The 22,607-nt window shown below is 37.2% G+C and carries 27 protein-coding genes; 12 read left to right on the forward strand and 15 right to left on the reverse strand.

Translation table 11 applies throughout. The annotated features are described in order from the left end of the window. The first annotated feature begins 2 nt into the window (after positions 1 to 2). The 4 genes from ACK4HO_RS00950 (at position 3) to ACK4HO_RS00965 (ending at position 2,639) form a co-directional block, all read left to right on the forward strand. Complete coding sequence (locus ACK4HO_RS00950) at positions 3 to 725, forward strand: hypothetical protein (protein WP_409661263.1); 723 nt, start codon at positions 3 to 5, stop codon at positions 723 to 725. A 13-nt stretch (positions 726 to 738) separates the two neighbouring features. Then, positions 739 to 1,062, forward strand: coding sequence for an SUF system Fe-S cluster assembly protein (locus ACK4HO_RS00955; RefSeq protein WP_136151040.1), 324 nt, complete (start codon positions 739 to 741; stop codon positions 1,060 to 1,062). A gap of 79 nt (positions 1,063 to 1,141) precedes the next feature. Beyond that, positions 1,142 to 1,648 carry a DUF2480 family protein gene (locus tag ACK4HO_RS00960; RefSeq protein WP_409661266.1) on the forward strand — a complete coding sequence of 169 codons (507 nt, stop codon included), beginning with the start codon at positions 1,142 to 1,144 and terminating at the stop codon, positions 1,646 to 1,648. A gap of 97 nt (positions 1,649 to 1,745) precedes the next feature. Then, the gene (locus tag ACK4HO_RS00965; RefSeq protein ID WP_409661269.1) at positions 1,746 to 2,639 is read left to right on the forward strand and encodes a DUF3078 domain-containing protein; all 894 of its coding nucleotides are present in this window, start codon (positions 1,746 to 1,748) and stop codon (positions 2,637 to 2,639) included. A 124-nt stretch (positions 2,640 to 2,763) separates the two neighbouring features. On the opposite strand, the gene ACK4HO_RS00970 is transcribed toward ACK4HO_RS00965, so the two are convergent. From ACK4HO_RS00970 to ACK4HO_RS00980, 3 genes are all read right to left on the reverse strand, one after another. Beyond that, positions 2,764 to 2,994, reverse strand: coding sequence for a hypothetical protein (locus ACK4HO_RS00970; RefSeq protein ID WP_409661272.1), 231 nt, complete (start codon positions 2,992 to 2,994; stop codon positions 2,764 to 2,766). 199 nt (positions 2,995 to 3,193) lie between these two features. Beyond that, positions 3,194 to 4,336, reverse strand: coding sequence for a cystathionine gamma-synthase (locus tag ACK4HO_RS00975; RefSeq protein WP_409661275.1), 1,143 nt, complete (start codon positions 4,334 to 4,336; stop codon positions 3,194 to 3,196). A gap of 114 nt (positions 4,337 to 4,450) precedes the next feature. Further along, a complete protein-coding gene (locus tag ACK4HO_RS00980) occupies positions 4,451 to 4,906 on the reverse strand; it encodes a DinB family protein (RefSeq protein WP_409661278.1) in 456 nt (151 codons plus the stop codon). Between the two features lie 71 nt (positions 4,907 to 4,977). Here ACK4HO_RS00980 and ACK4HO_RS00985 point away from each other — a divergent pair, with 71 nt between their 5' ends. The 6 genes from ACK4HO_RS00985 (at position 4,978) to ACK4HO_RS01010 (ending at position 9,691) form a co-directional block, all read left to right on the forward strand. After that, positions 4,978 to 5,331: an arsenate reductase family protein gene (locus ACK4HO_RS00985; protein ID WP_409661281.1), complete on the forward strand. Its 354-nt coding sequence runs from the start codon at positions 4,978 to 4,980 to the stop codon at positions 5,329 to 5,331. Beyond that, positions 5,331 to 6,212, forward strand: a complete 882-nt coding sequence (locus ACK4HO_RS00990) for a DMT family transporter (RefSeq protein ID WP_409661284.1) — start codon at positions 5,331 to 5,333, stop codon at positions 6,210 to 6,212. Before ACK4HO_RS00985 ends, ACK4HO_RS00990 begins: the two co-directional genes overlap by 1 nt. Positions 6,213 to 6,271: 59 nt before the next feature. Next, positions 6,272 to 7,132: a YicC/YloC family endoribonuclease gene (locus ACK4HO_RS00995; RefSeq protein WP_409661287.1), complete on the forward strand. Its 861-nt coding sequence runs from the start codon at positions 6,272 to 6,274 to the stop codon at positions 7,130 to 7,132. Between the two features lie 67 nt (positions 7,133 to 7,199). Next, positions 7,200 to 7,769 (forward strand): guanylate kinase, encoded by a 570-nt coding sequence (gene gmk, locus ACK4HO_RS01000; protein WP_409661290.1) that lies wholly within the window; start codon positions 7,200 to 7,202, stop codon positions 7,767 to 7,769. A gap of 105 nt (positions 7,770 to 7,874) precedes the next feature. Next, positions 7,875 to 8,456, forward strand: a complete 582-nt coding sequence (nadD, locus tag ACK4HO_RS01005; protein WP_409661834.1) for a nicotinate (nicotinamide) nucleotide adenylyltransferase — start codon at positions 7,875 to 7,877, stop codon at positions 8,454 to 8,456. 68 nt (positions 8,457 to 8,524) lie between these two features. After that, positions 8,525 to 9,691, forward strand: coding sequence for an iron-containing alcohol dehydrogenase (locus ACK4HO_RS01010; protein WP_409661293.1), 1,167 nt, complete (start codon positions 8,525 to 8,527; stop codon positions 9,689 to 9,691). Between the two features lie 68 nt (positions 9,692 to 9,759). Here the strand turns inward: ACK4HO_RS01010 and ACK4HO_RS01015 are convergent, their stop codons facing one another. Further along, positions 9,760 to 10,320 (reverse strand): hypothetical protein, encoded by a 561-nt coding sequence (locus ACK4HO_RS01015; protein WP_409661296.1) that lies wholly within the window; start codon positions 10,318 to 10,320, stop codon positions 9,760 to 9,762. Between the two features lie 313 nt (positions 10,321 to 10,633). Beyond that, a complete protein-coding gene (locus tag ACK4HO_RS01020) occupies positions 10,634 to 11,215 on the reverse strand; it encodes a hypothetical protein (protein WP_409661299.1) in 582 nt (193 codons plus the stop codon). Positions 11,216 to 11,435: 220 nt separating this feature from the next. Between ACK4HO_RS01020 and ACK4HO_RS01025 the strand changes: the two genes are divergently transcribed. Both ACK4HO_RS01025 and ACK4HO_RS01030 read left to right on the forward strand, forming a co-directional pair. Beyond that, positions 11,436 to 12,431: an NAD(P)H-dependent glycerol-3-phosphate dehydrogenase gene (locus ACK4HO_RS01025; RefSeq protein ID WP_409661302.1), complete on the forward strand. Its 996-nt coding sequence runs from the start codon at positions 11,436 to 11,438 to the stop codon at positions 12,429 to 12,431. Position 12,432: 1 nt separating this feature from the next. After that, positions 12,433 to 12,651, forward strand: a complete 219-nt coding sequence (locus ACK4HO_RS01030) for a hypothetical protein (RefSeq protein ID WP_409661304.1) — start codon at positions 12,433 to 12,435, stop codon at positions 12,649 to 12,651. Here the strand turns inward: ACK4HO_RS01030 and ACK4HO_RS01035 are convergent, their stop codons facing one another. The 10 genes from ACK4HO_RS01035 to ACK4HO_RS01080 form a co-directional block, all read right to left on the reverse strand. Next, the gene (locus ACK4HO_RS01035) at positions 12,652 to 13,059 is read right to left on the reverse strand and encodes a hypothetical protein (RefSeq protein WP_409661307.1); all 408 of its coding nucleotides are present in this window, start codon (positions 13,057 to 13,059) and stop codon (positions 12,652 to 12,654) included. It lies immediately after the preceding gene. 78 nt (positions 13,060 to 13,137) lie between these two features. Beyond that, positions 13,138 to 14,157: a phenylalanine--tRNA ligase subunit alpha gene (locus ACK4HO_RS01040; protein WP_409661309.1), complete on the reverse strand. Its 1,020-nt coding sequence runs from the start codon at positions 14,155 to 14,157 to the stop codon at positions 13,138 to 13,140. Between the two features lie 90 nt (positions 14,158 to 14,247). Beyond that, entirely contained in the window at positions 14,248 to 14,604 is a 357-nt protein-coding gene (locus ACK4HO_RS01045; protein WP_409661311.1) for a hypothetical protein, read from the reverse strand. Positions 14,605 to 14,708: 104 nt separating this feature from the next. Continuing rightward, complete coding sequence (locus ACK4HO_RS01050) at positions 14,709 to 15,452, reverse strand: tetratricopeptide repeat protein (protein ID WP_409661315.1); 744 nt, start codon at positions 15,450 to 15,452, stop codon at positions 14,709 to 14,711. Between the two features lies 1 nt (position 15,453). Further along, on the reverse strand, positions 15,454 to 17,217 hold the full coding sequence (locus ACK4HO_RS01055; RefSeq protein ID WP_409661318.1) for a BatD family protein: 1,764 nt from the start codon (positions 17,215 to 17,217) through the stop codon (positions 15,454 to 15,456). A gap of 27 nt (positions 17,218 to 17,244) precedes the next feature. After that, a complete protein-coding gene (locus tag ACK4HO_RS01060) occupies positions 17,245 to 17,985 on the reverse strand; it encodes a tetratricopeptide repeat protein (protein WP_409661321.1) in 741 nt (246 codons plus the stop codon). Beyond that, on the reverse strand, positions 17,986 to 19,023 hold the full coding sequence (locus tag ACK4HO_RS01065; RefSeq protein ID WP_409661324.1) for a vWA domain-containing protein: 1,038 nt from the start codon (positions 19,021 to 19,023) through the stop codon (positions 17,986 to 17,988). Between the two features lie 6 nt (positions 19,024 to 19,029). Then, on the reverse strand, positions 19,030 to 20,028 hold the full coding sequence (locus ACK4HO_RS01070; protein ID WP_409661836.1) for a vWA domain-containing protein: 999 nt from the start codon (positions 20,026 to 20,028) through the stop codon (positions 19,030 to 19,032). A gap of 2 nt (positions 20,029 to 20,030) precedes the next feature. Then, positions 20,031 to 21,662, reverse strand: coding sequence for a hypothetical protein (locus tag ACK4HO_RS01075; RefSeq protein ID WP_409661327.1), 1,632 nt, complete (start codon positions 21,660 to 21,662; stop codon positions 20,031 to 20,033). Between the two features lie 7 nt (positions 21,663 to 21,669). Further along, the gene (locus ACK4HO_RS01080; RefSeq protein ID WP_409661329.1) at positions 21,670 to 22,536 is read right to left on the reverse strand and encodes a DUF58 domain-containing protein; all 867 of its coding nucleotides are present in this window, start codon (positions 22,534 to 22,536) and stop codon (positions 21,670 to 21,672) included. Between the last annotated feature and the right edge of the window lie 71 nt (positions 22,537 to 22,607).

The raw sequence follows: 22,607 nt of genomic DNA on the forward strand, positions 1-22,607 counted from the left end.
TGATGAAGTATTTTATAAACATATGGTTTCTGGTTAGCTTTTGGAATTGCTTTTCACAAAACAGTTATTCTTTAGAACCGAGAGAATACAAGAAGATACATTTTGTTTATGAAAAGAAATCTAACTTTTATTTTGATGAAAAAGGAATTTATGCCGATACGACCTTGTTTAGAGTTGAGTTTCCCAAAGTCAGACTTATAAAAATTAAGCATCCTAAAGAAGGCTATCAATGTGGTTTCATTTCCTTTTCAACCATAAAGGCAGACGAAGAATCACAAAAGAGATTATTGGGGATTATTTATCATAGTTGTGAAAGTTATGTCGGGACTTATGATCTAAAAAAAAACATTACAACAATTAAAGCAGTAAGATATGATTCCGAAGTAATAAAACTCTTTAATGATGTTTTTGATAAGGGCTATTCAAAATTTAGTTACACGATTTACATAGATTATAAAAGAAAGCTCAAAAGATTAGAGTTTCCTTCAATAACGTATGAAAAAACCTTTAATGAAGAACAAAAAACATTAAAACAAAACTCGGCAAATGTGTTTTATTTCTACGAAAAAAGTGGGGAACTAATGCTTACTAATGTAGTAAGTTTAAATGAAAACCTTTCTAAATATATTACCCTTGGGTATGTTTTTGACAATAATGATTTTGGATTAGAAAAAGTAAGCACAATTCATGTGACATACCAACTCAAATCAGTTTCTTACGAATAAAAATTAAATAACTATGGAAGAATTTAAAGACGATATCAATTTAGGCGAAAATGTGGTGAAAACCTTAAAAGGTATTTATGACCCCGAAATCCCTGTCGATATTTACGAATTAGGCTTAATCTACGACGTAATGATTAACGAAGACAACGAGGTAAAAGTCTTGATGACCTTGACTTCACCAAACTGCCCGGTTGCCGAAACATTGCCTCGCGAAGTAGAAGAAAAAATCAAAAAAATAGACACCGTTAAAGCGTGCGAAGTAGAGATTACTTTTGATCCGCCTTGGAGCAAAGATTTAATGAGTGAAGAAGCCAAGTTAGAACTGGGAATGCTTTAAAATTAGTATTCAGTAAGCAGTAGCAGAGTAGGCAGCAATGTCACTGAATACTGAACACTGAACACTGAACACTATAACAATGGACGAAATCATCAACAGAGTAGCCAATTCCGTGCTTGAAGTATTCGATTTGGAAGACTATTATCCGAATGGCATTCGGACACAAATTGACATTTCACAATGGCTGTTGGAAGGATTTTTATTGAAAGAAAAAGACTTTCGCGAAGCTTTGAAGAATCATGATTGGGCACAATACCAAAATCATTTTGTAGCCATTCATTGTTCAACCGATGCCATTGTACCGGCTTGGGCTACAATTTTGGTAACAACTTATGTTGCGCCCTTCGCTCAAAAAGTTGTCAGCGGCAATCTAACCGACTTGGAAACCGCTTTGTACCAAGAGATTTTGCCAACTCTTGATTATTCTCCATACCAAGACAAACCGGTCATCATCAAAGGCTGTTCTAAAAAACCCGTTCCGGAAAGTGCTTATATCATGGCGGTTCAAAAACTACAACCCATCGCGAAAAGCATTATGTACGGGGAAGCTTGTTCGGCAGTTCCTTTATTTAAAAAAACAAAATAGTTTCAGGGCTGATAATCAGTTAATTATCTTTTAGCTGGGATTTGTTTAAATCGAATGTATTCTTACCTTTGCGTCGAAATTTAAAAAACACCCAAAAATGAAAAGAGTTTTATTAGCAACACTATTTCTTTTATCCATAAACAAAGGCTTTTCACAGCTTAGCGAAAAAGAATTGTTGAAAAAAACCGAAGAAACCATAGCCAAAATTCAAGAAGAGAAACCAAATGGTTGGGAAAAAAAAGGAGTGGCTACTGTTTTGTTAAATCAGGCGAGTTTTAACAATTGGTTGGCCGGTGGTCAAAGCAGTATTTCCGGAAATGCAGGAATAAAATATGACCTAAATTACAAGAGCGATACGTGGACTTGGGACAACAAACTCAACGCCAATTATGGTTTGACCAAAATCAATGGACAAGAACTAAGAAAAACAGACGACCGATTCGAATTCAATTCGCTTTTGGGAAAAAAAGCATCGGGCGAATGGTATTACTCTTTCTTTTTTAATTTTAAAACCCAATTTGATTCCGGTTTTGATCCTGCCGATAACACTATTAAAATATCCCATTTCTTATCCCCAACTTTCACTCAGTTTGGTCCCGGTATGATGTGGAAAAAGAATGACAATCTTAAAATCAACGTTGCACCGGCAACCTCCAAAGTAATCATGGTGCACAAACATTTCACTGATCTCGGACCGGCTTTTGGTGTTCGCCAGGGAGAATCTTCACGATATGAATTTGGAGCTGCTATAAATGCATATTACAAGTTTAACATTATGGAAAATGTTAGTGCCGAAAACATTTTTAACTCCTATACTAATTATCTGGAAGAAGTTTATAATGTAGATATAGATTATACATTAAATATCGTGATGAAAGTCAATAAATACTTAACAACCAATTTTGCTTTCCAAACCATTTATGACGATAACGCCTATAGAGGTTTTCAAACACGTCAGGTGATTGGAATTGGCGTAAACTATGGATTCTGATAAAAGCTGATATAAAAAAAAAGAGCCGATTCATTGAGTTGAATCGGCTCTTTTTTTTACAATAATCTTAAGATGATATTTACTATTTACCAATAGCAAAACTTATTATTACTGTTGGGTGTGATTACTTCTTAAAGCATTTTTTACTCTTAGCTTGCATCGCAATACCTCTAGAGGCCGTTGAATGAGCCACAGTAGATTTTTTTGACGCTTTACTTGCGCAACCAAATCTTGATTCACGGCCACTCGAACTTGCGTCAGTTGGTAGTTTTGTGAATGAGAAAGCCTCTACACTACACAGCAAAGACAAGAAAAGGAATACTTTAAAAGTATTTTTTAGGTTAAGTGTTTTCATGGGGTCAGATATTAAATTATACAAGATAAATCTATTGAATTAAAATCAAATAATCGCTAAAATAACAAAAATAATCGATGAAATACATAAATAAAATATAAAAGCATAATTTTTCTTATATATTTTATATCTTACTTAAGATGTGTTTATAAAAAAACCGGAAGAAAAACTTCCGGTTTTCTACAGTTGATAAAGAGGTTTATCTAAATGCTTGTTCAATGTCGGCAATCAAATCGGTTATATCTTCCACGCCAACGCTTAGTCGAACCAAGTCGTCAGTGATACCAATTTCTTTTCTTTTGTCTTCCGGAATCGAAGCATGAGTCATTAAAGCCGGATGATTCGCCAAAGATTCCACTCCGCCAAGTGATTCGGCCAAAGTGAATACTTTTAGTTTTTCCAAAAATGAAATCGCATCTTCTTTTTTCCCTGATTTGAAGGTGAAAGAAACCATACCGCCAAAACCACTCATTTGCTTTTTAGCAATGTCATGAAACGGATGGTCAGGCAATCCCGGATAATACACTGTTGCTACTTCGGGATGATTGGCTAAAAAGTTCGCTACTTTTTCTCCGTTTTCACAATGTCTTTGTACACGCAAATGCAAAGTTTTGATACCGCGTAAAACCAAGAAACTGTCCATTGGACCTAAGGTTCCGCCGGTGGCAAATTGTTTGAAATGCAATTCATCACCTAAATCTTTGTCTTTGATAATTAAAGCGCCGGCAATTACATCAGAGTGTCCGCCCAAATATTTCGTGGCTGAATGCATCACAATATCAGCGCCTAAATCCAAAGGTTTTTGCAAATAAGGTGTCGCAAAAGTATTGTCAACCGCAAATAGGATGTTGTGCTTTTTAGTGATTTTAGCAATCTCGGCAATGTCTGCCAATTTCATCAACGGATTCGTAGGCGTTTCTACCCAAACCAACTTCGTGTTTTCATTAATCAACGATTGGAATGTATTGAAATCATTCATATCCACAAAGTGGAATTTGATGCCGCTATCTTTGTACAAACGGGTAAACAAACGGTAAGTTCCGCCATATAAATCGTCCATCGCGATGATTTCGTCACCGGCTTTGAACATACGCAACAAACAATCGGTTGCGGCTAATCCTGAGGCAAAAGCCAAACCACGAGCACCGTTTTCAATACTCGCCAAAGCATCTTCTAAAGCTTGTCGGGTTGGATTGGCAGCACGAGAATATTCGTAATCACCAACGGGTTTTCCGGGTGATGTTTGTGCATACGTTGAGGTTTGAAATACCGGTGGCATAACCGCTCCGGTTACTTCTTCATGGTGTTGGTTACCATGTATAACTTTGGTGTTGAATTTCATATTTAATCTAAATTTTGACAAAGGTACTTTTTTGTTTTATAGCCCGGATAGAAGCGGCATCCTTTTTTAGTTTGACCAAACTAAAAAAGATAAAGCGGATAGCCGGATTAGCTCCTAAATAAACTTTCGAATATTCATCATGAAACCCATGTGTAACGCTTCGTGATAATTATTGAATTCCATCGCGTCTTTTATATTGGCCAAATGAAATCCGGTTCCGGTTGTGTATTCATTGTAAGTAATAAATTTTCCTACCGCATAATCTTCTTTGGTTTGTCCCAGAAGCGAAAAAAGGAGTACTTTCAACTCGTCTAATTCAGCTTGTGTGGTTGTTCCTGTAGGTTTGGAACCATTTCTGTATTTTTCGTTCATTTCATCAGTAACATTGATAGGCAATCCCGAAAGGCGATAAACCAAACCTTGTTGTGCCACAATAATATGACCCAAATTCCAAACCAAATTGTTGCTAAAACCTTCCGGAATTTTGTTCAATTGTTCCAAAGAATAGTTTTCAATGAGTTTCAGAAAGTGTTTTCTATTGGTTTCCCATATTTTGAAGGTAGCGTCCATGATTCTTTTAAATTTTTGATAAAATTACAGATTATAAGTGGAAATGAATTTCCTTTGCAAAAAGAATTTTTATGACTGATACAATATACTATTTGGCTTCGTGCGATACTTGCCGCAAAATCATAAAATCACTTCCCAATGCCGACAGATTGAAGTTTCACGACATCCGTCAAAATCCAATCACCGAACAAGAATTGGAAGAAATGTACCAACTTTCGGGCAGTTATGAAGCGTTGTTCAGTAAAAAAGCACAGTTGTACAAGTCGATGGATTTGAAAAACAAAGCCTTAACTGAGGCCGATTACAAGAAGTATTTATTAGAACATTATACTTTTTTAAGCCGTCCGGTTTTTATCATTGATGACAAAATTTACATTGGCAACGGCCAAAAAAACATCATTGAAGTTATAAAAGTCTTGAGCTAATGTCAAAAAGAACATGGGCATTATTGGCAGCGACAATGGTATCATTGATTTATGGTGTTTCGTTTACGATTGCCAAAGACGTGATGCCGACTTACATCAAACCATTTGGCTTTATTTTGCTTAGGGTTTTAGGCGCCACGATTTTGTTTTGGCTGGTTTCCTTTTTTGGGCCAAAAGAAAAAATCCAACGCAACGACTTTCCACGAATTATTGCCGCCGCTTTCTTTGGTGTAGCTTTGAATATGCTGACATTCTTTAAAGGATTGAGTTATACTTCTCCCATTTCATCTGCCGTGATTATGGTAACGACGCCGATTATTGTACTGATTTTATCCGCCATCATTATGAAAGAGCGCATGGAAACCCGAAAGATTTTCGGAATCCTGCTCGGACTTTTCGGTACCGGATTTTTAATTCTTTACGGCAAATCAATGGGTAATGCCACCAATGCGATGTTGGGTAATTTTCTGGTTTTCATCAACGCAGTTTCCTATGGGTTTTACCTGATTGTGGTTAAGAAATTAATGGACAAATACAACGCATTCACTTTCGTCAAATGGATTTATACTTTTGGTTTATTGATGGTAATTCCGTTTGGTTGGAGCGAATATCAGGAAATTCAATGGCAAACAATTCCGACGATTATTCTATGGGAAATTGGTTTTGTGGTTGTGTTTACTACATTCTTCACTTATCTATTCAACTTGGTTTCTATGCGCGAATTGAAACCGACAACTGTAGCCGTTTTTATTTACCTGCAACCACTTTTCGCCACAATCTTCGCCATGAGTTTAGGCAAAGATCAACTGACTTGGGTTAAAATGCTCTCGGCGGTTTTAATATTTGTTGGGGTTTTTCTCGTTACCAAGAAGAAATCCTAAATCCTAAATCCCAACTCCTCAATTTTGAATATATTTGTAAATATTAGAAATACACACGAATGATACAATCAATGACCGGTTTTGGAAAAGCGACTTTGCAATTACCAACCAAAAAAATTACCGTAGAAATCAAATCGCTTAACAGCAAAGGTTTGGATTTAAACACGCGTATGCCTTCTGTTTTCAGAGAAATGGAATTGGGTTTGCGCAACCAACTTTCGCTAAGATTAGAACGCGGAAAAATTGATTTTTCGTTGTATGTTGAGGTAACCGGCGAAGAAACTTCGTCTAAAATCAATGTGCCGATTGTCAAAGGTTATATCGCTCAAATGAAAGCCGTGATTCCCAATGCGGATGAAACCGAATTGATGAAAATGGCAGTCAGAATGCCGGATGCGTTAAAAACAGAACGCGATGAAATTGATGAAAACGAATGGAAGAAAATTCAAATCGTGATTGACGAAGCTTTGGAAAATATTGCTCAGTTTCGCAAGGACGAAGGCGTTTCTTTGGAAAAAGAATTTTTGCATCGCATTGCCAATATTATGACTTTAATGAACAATGCGGTGGCGTATGATGCCGAACGCGTTGAAACGGTTAAGACGAGATTGAGAACCGCTTTAGATGAATTAAAAGAAAACGTAGATGAAAATCGTTTCGAGCAAGAATTGATTTTTTACCTCGAAAAATACGACATCACCGAAGAGAAAGTGCGTTTGGAAAACCACTTAAACTATTTCATTGAAACCTTAGCCGGAACCGAAGCCAACGGAAGAAAACTAGGCTTTATCACTCAAGAAATGGGAAGAGAAATCAACACTATGGGTTCTAAATCTAATCATTCCGAAATGCAGAAATTGGTCGTGATGATGAAAGATGAATTGGAGAAGATTAAGGAACAAGTGCTTAATGTTTTATAAGTAATTGGTAATTAGTGATTAGTGAATAGCTAATTACTAATCACTATTCACTAATCACTAGAAAGAAATGAACAAAAGAAAATTATTAGTATTCTCAGCGCCATCAGGTTCCGGAAAAACTACCATAGTCAGACATTTATTAGCACAACCGGAGTTGAATTTGGAGTTCTCTATTTCGGCAGCGACTCGTGAACCGCGAGGTGAAGAAGTAAATGGTAAAGATTACTATTTCATCACCATTGAAGAGTTCAAAAAGCACATCAAAGCCGAAGATTTTATCGAATGGGAAGAAGTCTACCGCGATAATTTTTACGGAACATTGAAAAGCGAAGTAGAACGCATTTGGGCCAAAGGCAAGAACGTGATTTTCGACATCGATGTGGCCGGCGGATTGCGTATCAAACATAAATTTCCCGAAGAAACTTTAGCCGTTTTCGTAAAACCGCCAAGTGTGGATGAATTAAAACGCCGTTTAAAAGAACGTTCCACAGAAACTGATGAAAAAATCAATATGCGCATTGCTAAAGCCCACGTAGAATTGGCTACCGCACCACAATTTGATACTATCATCAAAAATTATGATTTGGATGTGGCGAAAGCAGAAGCGTATGAGTTGGTGAAAGAATTTGTTAAATAAGCCATTAGCCAAAAGGCAAATGTGAATAGCTAATGCCTAATGCCTAGTGCCACCCGAGGCGTAGCCGAATTGTATGGAGCGCAGCGGAATAAAATGCCTTTAAAAATGAAAATCGGATTGTATTTCGGCACCTTTAACCCTATTCATGTTGGGCATTTGATTATTGCGAATCATTTGGCTGAACATTCGGATCTAGAACAAATCTGGATGGTTGTAACGCCACACAATCCGCTAAAACAGAAAAATACTTTGCTGGATGATTATCAGCGATTGCATTTGGTCAGATTGGCTACAGAAGAGTATCCAAAAATCAAGCCTTCTGATATTGAATTTAAATTGCCGCAACCGAATTATACCGTGAATACTTTAGCGCATTTGATGGAGAAATATCCGCAGCATGAGTTTTCTTTAATCATGGGCGAAGACAATTTAAAATCATTCCACAAGTGGAAAAACTACGAGTATATTTTACAACATCACGACATCTATATTTACCCTAGAATTTCGGAAGAACCAGAAAATTTGGAGTTTAAAAATAACCCAAGAGTGCATATCATTGATGCACCGATTGTAGAGATTTCCTCTACATTTATTCGAGACAGCATCAAAAACAAAAAAAATATTCGCCCATTATTGCCACACAATGTATGGGAATATGTGGATCACAACAATTTTTACCGAAAGTAAACTTAACATACTTTTACCACTTGTTCGTTTGACCCTTTTGTAACTTTGTGCTTCTAAAACAAATTACAATGTTAAACTTCGAATTATACAATCCAACTCAATACGTTTTTGGGAAAGGCCAAACTCAAAAATTAACCACTTTAGTCCCAAAAGAAGCCAAAATTTTACTGGCTTACGGTGGTGGAAGCATCTTTAAAAATGGTGTTTACGACCAAGTCAAAGCAGCCTTAACCGGTTTTGAATTTATAGAATTTGGCGGAATAGAACCCAATCCAAGATTTGAAACGTTAATGAAAGCGGTGGAAATTATTCGAGCAGAAAAAATCACTTTTATTTTAGCCGTTGGTGGCGGAAGCGTAATTGATGGTGTAAAATTCATCTCGGGCGCGGTTAATTATAATGGCAATCCTATAGAGATTTTAAAGAATAAAGTGCTGTTTACTGATGTGACTAAAGTCATTCCTTTCGGAACAGTGCTGACTTTACCTGCTACGGGAAGTGAAATGAATTCGGGTGCTGTGGTGACGATTGAAGCTACTCAAGAAAAATTAACCATAGGCGGTAGTGCTTTGTTTCCCAAGTTTTCTATTTGCGACCCAATAGTGATTGCTTCTTTACCGAAAAGACAAATTCAAAATGGTGTAGTTGATGCATTTACCCACGTGATGGAACAATACTTAACTTATCCGCACGATGCCTTATTACAAGACCGAATAGCAGAAAGCATTTTGCAAACTTTAATTGAAATCGGACCAAGTGTTGTTGATAATCCTTCTGATTATAAATTGGCTTCCAATTATATGTGGTGTGCCACGATGGCATTAAATGGTTTGATTCAAAAAGGGGTTCCAACGGATTGGGCGACGCACATGATTGGTCACGAATTAACCGCTTTATATGAAATTGATCATGCCAGAACTTTGGCGATTATCGGGCCCAATTTATACCGGGTTTTATTTGAAACCAAAAAAGAAAAATTGGCGCAATATGGAGAAAGAGTTTGGAATATCACAGGCAATTCAGTGGAAGATAAGGCTGAAAAAGCCATCGAAAGAACCGTTGATTTTTTCCATACTATGGGTATGAAAACCAAGCTTTCGGAAAACACAGCGGATTATGAAAATACGGCCGATTTTATTGTCAATCGTTTTGAAGAAAGAGGTTGGAAAGCCTTGGGAGAAAAGCAAAATATAACCCTCGAAAAAGTAAAAGCTATAGTTGAAATGAGTTACTAATAAAAAAGCCTTCCGAAGTGGAAGGCTTTTAAAAAAGTTAGAGGTTTATAATTATCTTTTAATACTCATTAGTTATTACAGTCTGATTGACATAGGTCGAAGAACATTCCCCAACCGGCTTGATTGAATCGAACACCTTCTGCCCAAGCAGATTCTGTTTGTACAACTACACCATTTTGCATACGATTTACAACCGCATAGGCTGATATAGTAAAACATTTTGGCAAACCGGCTCTTGGAAAAGAGTAAATTGCGGCTTCAGTACCTCCTTGAAATGTTTCACTCACCGGGAACAAAGCTGTATTAGGCGACCCGTTACGAGTAATAGGAATCATGCTTTGTTTACCCACAAATAAATGGGTTTCTCTGATAAGCCAACTGGTACTGGCTTGGTATTCCACATAAACATTTGTGGGATCAAAATAGATTTTAATATCTCCGGCATCATAACGTTGGTCTGCTATAAGCTCTGTGTAAGTACACGGAGATAATTCGCTGACATTAACACTGTTTGCAACCGGAACATTTTGTCTGGAAGTTGTACTTTGTTCTGAACTGTTTTCAGTTTCACATGAAGTCAAAGTAATGGTGATTACACCAAGAAATAGGGAAAAAATTTTTGTTTTCATAATTTGTAGATTTGGGACTGCTAAAGTAGAAAGCTATCTTCAAAATGCACAAAATAATCGATGAAATGCACAAATTAACATAAAAAATAAGAAAAAAAATACAATAACTTGTTTTTCAGACTTGCTTTTTAACAAGATTATAGGCTCTGATTTAATCAAAATTTACTAGAATGTTGCCCCAAAAAGATGATTTTTCTTTCGATGTATTTCATTTTCGTATCGTTTTTTCAAAAAAAACCCAACTTTAATAGAATAAGGCACAAAAAAAACCGTCTAACAGACGGTTCTTATCTTCGCTTTTTTGTTTTTACTGCTAGTTGCCAAAGTAATAATCTTCTATGTCAAAGCAATCGGATTGACAAACAGTGAAGTAAGTGGCCCAATTTCTTGGGGTAAATCGTTGTCCTGATGCCCAAGCCGTTTCAGTTTGAACCACCAAGCCGTTTTGCACACGATATACTTCAGCATGGGCAACTACTGCAAAACATTCCGGTAAACTTGTTTTAGGAATGGTATAAGTTATAGTTTGTGTTCCGTTAGCATGATTGTTGTTTATTGGAAATTGTCCCGGGATTGGATTGCCACTATTGTTTCTCGGAATTAATTGGTAACTGCCCACATACAAATGGGATTTTCTAATAAACCAATTACCGGTAGTGGTGTATTCAACATATACATTGTTTAAATCAAAGTAAACGCTTAAGTCACCTGAGTCATAATTTTGACCCGCCATAAGATTGGCCACAGTACAAGGAGTTAAATCGATCGTGTTAACTGTTGTAGGATTGCTGTTTGCATTTTTTGATTGGTGGTCTTCTGTGGTATTTTCGTTTTCACAGGCTACAAAAGTCAGTGCTACGGCACCAACAAAAAGGTAAAGTAATTTTGTTTTCATATGTATAAAAGATTTGGGAAGACTAATTTAGAACAATGTCTTTAAAGTGCGCAATAAAAACGATGAATAACACAAAATAATTTATTTGATAAGAATAATATTATAAGCAAAAAAGGAAATCGCAAATAGGGTCAATTATTTGTTTGTTTTTCTAATACAAATAGTTCCGCTTTTATCATTTAAAATTGAGTATTTTTGGGCATCATAAAAGTTACTATTCATGAATGAATCTCCAAAATTTGCGGTCATTGGTGGTGGAAGTTGGGCAACAGCCATAGCCAAAATGCTTTGTGTAAACCTTGACGAAATTGCATGGTACATGAGAAGCCAATCGGCTATTGACCATTTAAAAACAGAAAGACACAATCCTAATTACTTAAGCTCAGTAGAGTTTGACATCAAAAAATTAAGACTAACCAACGATATAAACGAAGCCATAGCTTATGCTGATTATTTAATCTTTGCCATTCCGTCGGCATTCTTGAGTAAAGAACTCGAGAAACTAACGGTTGATTTGAAAGGCAAAGTGATTTTTTCTGCCATTAAAGGAATCATACCGGAAACTTTCCTCATTGTTGGGGAACATTTCCATAAACATTTTGATATTCCTTACGAGAACATTGGGGTAATTACAGGTCCGTGTCACGCAGAAGAAGTAGCTTTAGAGAGACTTTCTTATTTAACTATCGCTTGTGCGGATGCTAAAAAGGCCAAAGTGGTGGCCAATAATTTGAGTTGCCATTTTATCAAAACCAAAATATCAGATGATATTATCGGTACGGAATACGCCGCGATGTTAAAAAACATTTACGCCATCGCTGCCGGAATAGCCCATGGTTTAGGTTATGGTGATAACTTCCAATCGGTGATTATGAGTAATGCGATTCGCGAAATGAAAAAATTTATCCGCAAAGTACATAAGATGAAACGCAACATTAATAACTCGGCTTATTTAGGCGATTTGTTGGTTACTGGTTATTCAGTGTTTTCCAGAAACCGAATGTTTGGAAACATGATTGGTAAAGGCTATACCGTTCAAGCGGCTCAAATGGAAATGAGTATGGTGGCCGAAGGCTATTATGCTGTAAAAAGTGCTTACAAACTAAACCAAGAATACAAAGCCAAAACGCCTATCATTGATGCGGTGTATGAAATTTTATACGATGGCAAAGACGCCAAAGCGGTTTTCAAAAAACTAACCGATAAATTAGACTAAGATGAACGAAAGATGGAAATACCAAATCAAAACAGGTGCTTTTTGGGGAATTTTTATGTCTGTTTTTAATGTTATGTTTGAACTTCAAGAGAAACCTTTAGCGGTCCAACTTTCTTCTCCAGTTTTTTACTTCAGAGCTTTGGTGTTTATTTTGGTGGGGATTTTTGTTCTGGGTTATGTCAATTGGAGACAAAAAGTAAAGCAAAAGGGCAACCAATAATTACCTCGCAATAACGCCATCTACAAACAAAATCGGCACTTCTTCTACGTAATCCGGTGTGATAGATTGCGCCTTGAAGATGAATTTCTTGTCATATAATGTACTTCCGATAAAGTAAGTCACCATAAACTCGTTATTCAAACGCAACACGTTGTTTTCAATCATTTCTATTTTGGCCACAGAAACCGTAGGCACTTGCATAAAAGCATGGCGTAAGAGCGCCGTTTTTTTCATTTCGCCATCAATGGTGCCAAAAGCTTTGGAAACGACCATTACGCTGTCTAAATCGTAGTCAGAATCGTTAACCAAATAAACGTGCCAAACCTTATCCATAAAATCATCGCTCCATTCCTGAACGGCAGCTAGGAATACGTTTTCTACTGTTGGGATAGTGATGTCGGATTTCATTTTAGATAAGAGATGATAGACTAAGAGATAATAGATGGCTAGAGTCTCTCATCTATCCGTCTATTATCTATTTTCTTTTTATATACTCGACTTAAACTGCTCCAAGAAACGAACATCGTTTTCATAAAACATTCTAATGTCGCCGATTTGGTATAACAACATGGCGATGCGCTCAATACCCATTCCAAAAGCAAAACCATTGTATTCTTCAGGGTTGATGCCGCAGTTTTTCAAAACGTTTGGATCTACCATTCCGCAACCCATGATTTCTAACCAACCGGTTCCTTTGGTGATGCGGTAATCGGTTTCTGTTTTTAATCCCCAATAAATATCTACCTCAGCGCTTGGCTCGGTGAACGGGAAATAACTTGGTCTTAAACGGATTTTGGACTTGCCAAACATTTCTTTGGTGAAATATAAAAGCGTTTGCTTTAAGTCGGCAAACGAAACATCTTTGTCAATATACAAACCTTCGACTTGGTGGAAAATACAGTGCGAACGCGATGAAACCGCTTCATTACGGAAAACTCTTCCCGGTGAAATGGTACGAATTGGCGGTTTGTTGTTTTCCATGTATCGCACCTGAACCGATGAGGTATGCGTTCTCAACAATACATCAGGATTGGTTTGGATGAAAAATGTGTCTTGCATATCGCGTGCCGGATGATATTCCGGAAGGTTTAATGCGGTAAAATTGTGCCAATCGTCTTCGATTTCCGGACCTTCAGAAACATTGAATCCTATGGTAGAGAAAATATCGATGATTTGGTTTTTTACCAAGGAAATAGGATGACGCGAACCAATAATCGCCGGTTCCGCCGGACGCGTTAAATCGCCATAGAAACCTTTGACTTCTTCTTTGCTTTCCAATTCTTCCTGAATGGTTTTTACTTTTTCTTCCGCAACGGTTTTCAGGGTATTGATGACTTGTCCGAAGTCTTTTTTCTGGTCGTTCGGGATATTTTTGAACTCGGTAAAAAGCTCTTTCAAAAGCCCTTTACTGCCTAAATATTTGATGCGGAAATTTTCTAAAGCTTCCTTGTTTTTGGTATTGAAGGCTTTAGCTTCTTCTATATGTTCTTTAATCTTGTCTATCATCGGTCGTTCTTTGAAGGTGCAAATTTAGGGAAAAGTTGGAAGTTAGGAGTTGGAAGTTGGAAGTTTTTAATGAAAAACCTAGACCAAATGCTATTCTATTACTTCTCGTTCTAAAAAATAATTGACAATCGCTTCTTTCATCAAAACCGATTGTTCTCCGGCTTTTAATGGAGGCAATTCTTCTTTGACATTGTAATGCGGCCAACCTTCTTTGTCGATATAGTCAAATTCGTAGTAACCATAAGGCTCCAGCAAACGACAAATGGCGATATGCATGAGGTTGAGTTTTTCGTCTTTTTTGAAGGTTTGGTGTACTTTCCCGAGTTCTTGTACTCCGATTAAGTATATGATGGCATCTAAGTCGAGTATATCTCCTTCCGCAAACTGATTGGAAAGAATGGAAACGACTTTGTCCCAGCGGTTTTTTAATTGTTCGTCTCTTGACACGGAAATATTAGATTTTAGATTTTAAATATCAGATATAAATACTTAAATCATAATTAAGTTGGCAAAGATAATCATACTGACCACTAATTACTGACCACTGACCACTATTTAATTTCCTTAACCGCACTATCCTCAATCCAACCCGAAGTTTCGTCGGTGAGTTCCACTTTTTTCCAGTTGGCTATGCTTTCTAAGATATAGACTTTCGTTCCTTCGTGTAATACGGTCGCATCCGGACTACTCACTTTTGGTTCGTTTTTTAAAGCCGTAGATTCGGCAAAAATGATGGCGGGTTTTTCATGCTCCATTCGGCTTCTTTCATAAAATCCGGAAGCGGCAGCCAGGCCAATTCCGAGTAACCAAACAAACATTCCAAAAAAGAAAATGCGTTTCAAAACGGTTTTTTGCGAAAAATAATATCCGGCAAAAAAAGCTAAAAATAAGAACGCGAAAGCCACGGCAATCCAAGCCCAAGTATCGTAATAGTATTTTGAAGTAAAATCGGAAAGTAGTTTTTGGAACCCAACTTTCGGAATGACTTTGATGTCATCGATGGTCATTTTTCGTGCGAAGTCTAAGTTGGTTTTGATTTCTTCGTCATTCGGACTTAGTAACAACGCTTTTTCGTAATTGTAAATCGCCGGTGCCACTTGGTGCAATTTGTAGTATGCATTGCCCAAATTAAAATACACTTCCGCCGACTCTTTTCCCGAATTGAGAATGCTTTCAAAACTGGTAATTGCGGCTTGGTAATTTTCTTTTTGGTAGTATTGATTGCCATGCTCAAAAGGCGATTGTGCCCAAATGATTTGGGTTACGAATAGCAATATAAAGAGTAATTTTTTCATATTATTTTATTTGCTTTTCTAAGGATGAAATAATACTCACAGCTTTGTCATAATCCAATTGAATCGCAGTTTCCGAAGACGGCGCATATCTGGCAAATTCACAGTTTTCGGTTAAGGCTATAAAGTCGGTAATGGTTTCCGGTTGTGCACTTCTTGATTGTAAAATATCAGAGATTTTCTCTTTGCTCATATCCGAAGTTTCTATGTTCAATTTGGCTTTCAGGAAATTATGCAGGGCTTTTTCCAAAGCGATGTAAAACGGTTCTTTATTGCCTAAATGTTTTTTGGCATCGCCCAAATATTTCTTCGCCAATGCATTCGATTTCTTGATTTTGTTGCCAACTACATCATTGTCTGATGCTTCTTTTCTTCGTTTGCCGACAATCAATAATGGGATGGCTAAAAAAGGTAAAAACACCAAAGAATAGAACAATCCTGAACCCAAGAAATCTTCTTTTTCCATTGATTTCAAAGTCGTTTTTTGCTTGTTGAAGGCAAATGCTTTGGCGACTTCTACTTTATTTTTGGCGACTTCATTGGCATTGGTTTTTTCACCCGAAGCCACACTTGGTCCATCCATCACATTAATGGTTATAGGTTGGGACGAAAGGGTTTTGTATCTTCCTGAGGCCAAATCAAAATAAGTAAACTTAATCGGCTTGATTTGGTAATTGCCTTTGAATTGCGGAATAATAGTGTATTTGTCGGTTATTCTTCCTGTCATTCCGGTTAGTGGTGTAGATACATTTTCATCGTGTACCGGATCATACATTTCTAAGGCTGAAGGCAAAACGGGTTTTGGTAACGAGAATAGTTTTAAGTTTCCTTTTCCAACTACGCTTACCGTTAATTCAAGTGATTCTCCGTTTTTAAGCGTTGTTTTGGAGGGTTTTACTTTGAAATCAAACTGACCCACAGCACCCGAAAAATCTTCAGGTTTTCCGGATTCAGGTAACGGTTTTACATTAATAATTTTGCTTCCGGCCGAAACGCGTTTGCTGTCTTCTACCATCAAAGGTTGTCCCCAGTAATTTCTTCTGTTGGTTGGCACTTGGCAATCAATATCCAAGGAAAGCGGTTCGATTTCCAATTTGCCTGATTTTTGAGGATACAGCACCGTTTTTCTCAAAACCACATAGCGATAGCGTTCGCCTTTGAACATACCGTCTTCGGCTTTGAGTTGTTTGATGTCGATATTTTGTGACCAAAAATCATTGTATTTGGGTTTGTTTAATTCGCGCCAATTCGAAATCCCGATGTTGTAGCTGAAATACAATTTGTAAACCACAGTGATCGGTTCATTTAGGTATGGATTGGCTTTAGAGATATCGGCGACTAAGTATATGTTTTCATCGGCTGTAATGGCCGGCGCTTCGTTGGGATCTTTGGGTAACTGTACCGCATTGGTTACATTGATTTTTACAGGTGAAGTTTTATAAATCTGCCCGTTAATTTCAATAGAAGCTTGTTTGATGGTCAAATTGCCTTTTTGAGTGGGCAATAAAATGTAGATATACGATTTGTTGAACGAACTTTTTCCGTTAACCCAAGACTGACTTACGGATTGACTTGGTCCGCCAACGACTCTGAATCCTGAAGATTCAAAAGCAGGCGGCACAAAATTATCCCCATCAGCATTCATGGTAAATTCTATGCGCAATCTTTCGTTGATGCCCAAAGTATTCTTACTCACTTTGGCTTCAAATTGGACTTGAGCAATTAGCGCATTGGTAATTAATAGCAATATTATTAGAATCCTTTTCATATTCAAATTAAATCATTTTCAAATTGATTACCAGTCTTTCTCTGTTTTTTTAGGATTGGCGTGGACTTTTTGTTTGTTGACTTTATCTTGTACTTTTTTCTCTTCGTTGTTCACGGCATCCAACAAATTTTGTAATCGTTGTTTTCCCATTTCGCCCGGTTGTGGTTGTGGTTTTCCTTGGTTTTTGTCTTTGCCGTCTTTTTTATCTTTATCGTTCTGACCTTTTTGGTCTTGGTTTTTGTCTTTATTTTTATCGTCTTTGTTGTCCTTATTCTTCTTTTCGTCTTCCTTCTGGTTTTTCTTGTCTTTGCTTTTGTCGTCTTCTTTTTTAGGCGGATTGTCCTTTAGGAATTTTTTGGCCAAAGCATAATTGTAACGGGTTTGCTCATCAGCCGGATTGTTTCTCAAAGCATTTTCATAGGCTTGCACCGCACCGGAATAATCTTTGTTTTTCATCAAAGTGTTGCCGATATTGTGAAATGCCAAATGTTTTTCTGTTCGTGTTTTGGCATTTTTTAAGGCTTTGGTATAATGATACTTGGCTTCATTATTTTGGTTTTGACGGTAAACGGCATTGCCTAAGTTATAAGGTGCAATCGCTTTTTTAGGACTTCTGGATTCTGAAATACGGTATTCCGCTTCGGCATCAGCGTATTTTTTTTCGAGAAAAGCTTCATTACCTTTGGGCAAGTTTTTGTCTTTTTCCTTGTTTTGGGCTTTCGCCAAAAAGGAAATCAGGATAAAACTGTATAGAACTATCTTTTTCATTTATTCTTTTTCATTAAATAGATTCATTTTCTCAACCCATTTGGTCTTTTTCTCTAATAAGAAAACATCCAAAAACAAAAGGAAAAAACCAAAACCTAAAAACCATTGGAACTGCGATTTGAAATCCGACATTTGGGTACTTTCAAACTCTGTTCTTTGAATATTGTCTAAGGCATTTTTTACATAATCCAAAACTGCTTTGGTGGAATTTCCGTCCACATATCCGCCGCCGGTTACTTTAGCGATTTCTTTCAACACTTCAGGATTTCTTTTGGTAATCACTACTTCATCATTTTGGTCTCTTTGGAAACTTTGCACGACACCGTTTCGTTTCAACGGAATGGGCCCGCCTTTTTCACTTCCGACACCAATGGTAATGATTTTTAACCCTAATTTTTTAGCTTCTTCCGCAGCATCCGTTGAGTCTTGAGAATGATCTTCTCCGTCGCTAATGATGATCAAAAGCTTGTTGGTTTTGTCTTTCTTGTCAATGAATGTTGTTGCCAAATTAATCGCTTGGTCAATAGAAGTTCCTTGGGCCGAAATAATTCCGGGATTCATGCCCTGCAAGAACATTTTAGCCACGCTATAATCGGTTGTAATCGGCAAAACCGGGAAAGCACTTCCGGAATATGCCACAATTCCGATTCGGTCATTGCCCAAATTGTTGATGATTTGGGAAACCAATTGTTTGCTTTTTTCTAACCGACTTGGTGCGACGTCTTCGGCTAACATACTTTTGGAAACATCAATGGCAAAAACAATGTCGATGCCTTCTCGTTTTACGGTTTCTAATTTGGTACCCATTTTTGGGTTGACCAAACCAATGATTAAACAAGTTAAGGCCAAAAGAAATACTACAAATTTCAAAACCGGTTTAAAAATGGATTTCTCAGGACTCAATTTTTTGAGCAAATCCAAATCGCCAAACTCACGTTGCTTTTTTCGTTTCCAGTATTGTACATACAAGAACAGCATCGCCAATACCGGAATGGCAATCAAGAAATACAAATAGCTTTTTTCTTCTAACTCGTACATAAACAATTATATAAAACTTCTATAAACCGTATTGCGTAATCCGAATTCTAACAAGAGCAAGATTCCGGCAATCCAAACAAAAGGTCTGAACTTTTCATCGTAATCGTAAAATTTCAGCTCTTGAATTTCGGTGGTTTCCAGTTTGTTAATTTCGTTATAAATGGATTCTAGTTTACTGTTGTTATTGGCTCTGAAATATTTTCCGCCAGTGTTTTTAGCGATGGTTTGCAACAGATTTACATCAATTTCCACCGGCATCATTCGGAATAAAAATCCGCCATTTGGGGCATAAGCATAAGGCGACATCGCGTCACCATTCGTTCCGATTCCGACCGTGTATACTTTGATTCCATATTCTTTGGCAATTTGGGAAGCGGTTTCGGGTTCAATAAATCCGGAATTGTTAACGCCATCCGTCAAGAGAATAATCACTTTGCTTTTGGCTTTACTGTCTTTCAAACGATTCACAGCGGTGGTCAATCCCATACCTATTCCGGTTCCGTCTTGCAATACGTTGTCGTATCTGATGCCTCTGATAGCATCTTGAACGATTCCTTTGTCGCTGGTGACCGGTGTTTTGGTGTAAGCTTCGGCGGCATAAACTACTATTCCGATGCGGTCATTGGGTCTGCCATCTACAAAGTTGGCGGCTACTTTTTTCAAAGCTTCCATGCGATTGGGCTTTAAATCTTTGGCCAACATACTCCCGGAAACGTCAATGGCCATTACAATATCAACACCTTTGGTCGATTTGGTTTGGCTGCTGATATCTACTTTTCGTGGTCGTGCCATCGCAACAATCAAAGCACTCAATGCCAATAATCGCAATACAAACAAATACGGTTTTAGTTTGGCCAACAATGATTTTTCGGCTTTAAAACCTCTGACTGAACTTATTTTCAAAGTTGCCGATTGTTTTCTTTTCCAGAAATGCCATGCAACAGCAGCCGGAAGCAATAAAAACAACCAGAAAAATTCAGGATTTAAAAAACTCACTTCTTTCATCATCATTCTGCTATTTTTAATTCCACCGAATTCAAAACCCTTTCGGTAATTTGTTTGCCATATTTATCACCTTCTTCATGCATAATGGTAATTTGTTGTAAGCCGTTGCTTTGAGCAAAAACCAAAATTTCATAATACAATTTGGTCGATTTGCCATTGTTTTTATCAATCATTACCAATGTTCCGTATGCCTTTTTACCGCTGATTCCTTTTTGGGTATCGAAGTCTTCGGTTTTGACAATAATATTTCTGGCACCTTGGCTTTCAAATACTTTTAGACTTCCTTCGGCGGCTTGTTCTAAATCGATTTTAGTTTCCTGTTTGAAGGTCGTTGTTGATACTCCAATGTAGAAATTATCAATCATACTGCCATAAATAAAGATTTGCATCTCTTTTAATAATGCCATAGTTTCTTTTGGAAGCACTTTTGCGACCTCAACTCTTTTCAAAACTTTTGGCGTTTCTATTTTTACACCGGGATTGCCATATTGACTAAGAACCCATTCGCCTTCCACTAAATCTTTAGTTGGGTGACCAATGAGATTGTCTTTGACATAATCAAATCCTTTGAAATAAATCAAGCTGCCAAGGGCAATCACTATCATTCCCAATACAATTCCGATAGTTGTAATGATTCTGACGCGTTTTTGTTTTTTGAGCTTTTGCAAACGCGCCAATTCTTTTTGTTGTTCATTCCAAAGTGCCAATTCATCGTCTTCTTCCACAATTTCCGGAATCGATTTGTGAATGGTTACTATGGTATTGGAGATGCGTTTTTTGTCTTCTTCAATTTCAAAATCAAGCGGTTTTACTTTGGCAAATTTCACTAAATCGGCTTGTTTTAATACTTTTTCCAGGTTTTCAACGGTTTCGTTTGAAAGCTTTAATTTTTGTTGTTTCGCCGTTCTTCGCAATCCTTCAATGAGCTCCGAAGTCGTGCTTTCCATGGCAGGAATGTGAATTTCTTCTTCAATGTAATTACGGGCAATATCAGTCAGTTCCGAATAATAACTTTTGATTTCACCTTTTTGCCAAAGCTCTTTGCTTTCCAATTGTTGGAGTAAAGTCGTTGCTTTTTCGATTGGTGTTTTGAAAACAATAACTTCGGCTTTATCTTTGGTTTGAATTTTTTTAATGAATTTGTAAATAAAAAATCCGGCAAGAGCAATGATTAAAGCAATCAACACATAAATCCACCAAGTGCCCATCGGACTTTCTACCTTAACGATGTCTTTGATGTCGTACATTTTTTGTTTTAGCGTATCGACTTTGACATCATTCACTTCGACTTTAATACTGTCTGAGAAAACGGTTTTACCATTGATGATAACCGGTACTTTTGGAATGATGTACTTTCCGCTGTCAAATTGGGTTAACCCATATTTTTTGATTAATTCATAGCGTGCGCCTTTTCTAACAGTATCAATTTTATAGGATTGAATCACCTCCAAAGCTCCGAAAAATTTACTCTCCGGGAATTTTACTTTGGATAAAGTATCTACATCGGTTTTTAAAGTGAGTTTGAATTCGGCGCCGATTTTGTTTTTAGTGGTATTAACAGCAGTCGTCACTTTGGGTTGTGACCAAAGCGCCATCGATAATAAGCTTAAAAACAGTGCAAATTTCCTTTTCATTTTTTTCTTACCTCGATTTAAAATAACCCAATAATTTGGTAACATAACTTTCATCCACTCTCGTATTCACGGTTCCTGAACCACATTTGGAGAAAATATCTTTGAAATAATTTACTTTGTCTTGGTATTGTTTTTCATAGCTCAGACGTGTTTTTTTTGAACCGGTATTGACTACTAAAACTTCTCCGGTTTCTGCATCTTCCATTTCTACCATACCGATATTCGGCATTTTTTCTTCGCGAATGTCGTACACTCTGACACCCGTGATATCGTGTTTCTTTCCGGCAATTTTAAGTGTTTTTTCGTAATCATCTTCGACCATAAAATCCGAAATGACAAACACAATTGCTTTTTTCTTCTGTGTGCTTGATAAAAACTTCAAAGCTTGTGATAAATCGGTTCGTTTACTTTTTGGTTGGAATTCGATTAGTTCACGAATGATTCTTAGTACATGCGACTTTCCTTTTTTTGGCGGAATGTACAATTCGATTTGGTCTGAGAATAAAATCAAACCTATTTTATCGTTGTTTTGTGTCGCCGAAAACGCCATGGTTGCGGCAATTTCGGTTACTATTTCACTTTTCAGTTGGTTTTTGGTTCCAAAACTTTCCGAACCCGAAATGTCTACCATCAGCATCATAGTCAATTCGCGTTCTTCTTCAAAAACCTTTACATACGGTTCGTTGTAACGCGCGGTCACATTCCAATCGATGGCACGAATATCATCGCCAAACTGGTACTGACGCACTTCCGAAAAGGTCATACCGCGGCCTTTGAATGACGTGTGGTATTCTCCCGAAAAGATATGATCACTCAATCTTCGGGTTTTGATTTCGATTTTACGAACTTTTTTGAGAAGGTCTTTGGTTTCCATAATTTAGTCGCATGTCTTAATGTAAAATGTCTTAATGTCGGTACTTTACGACTTTGGGCTTTTGACTTTAT

This window comes from Flavobacterium sp., from assembly GCF_046296355.1.
Classification (GTDB): Bacteria; Bacteroidota; Bacteroidia; order Flavobacteriales; family Flavobacteriaceae; genus Flavobacterium.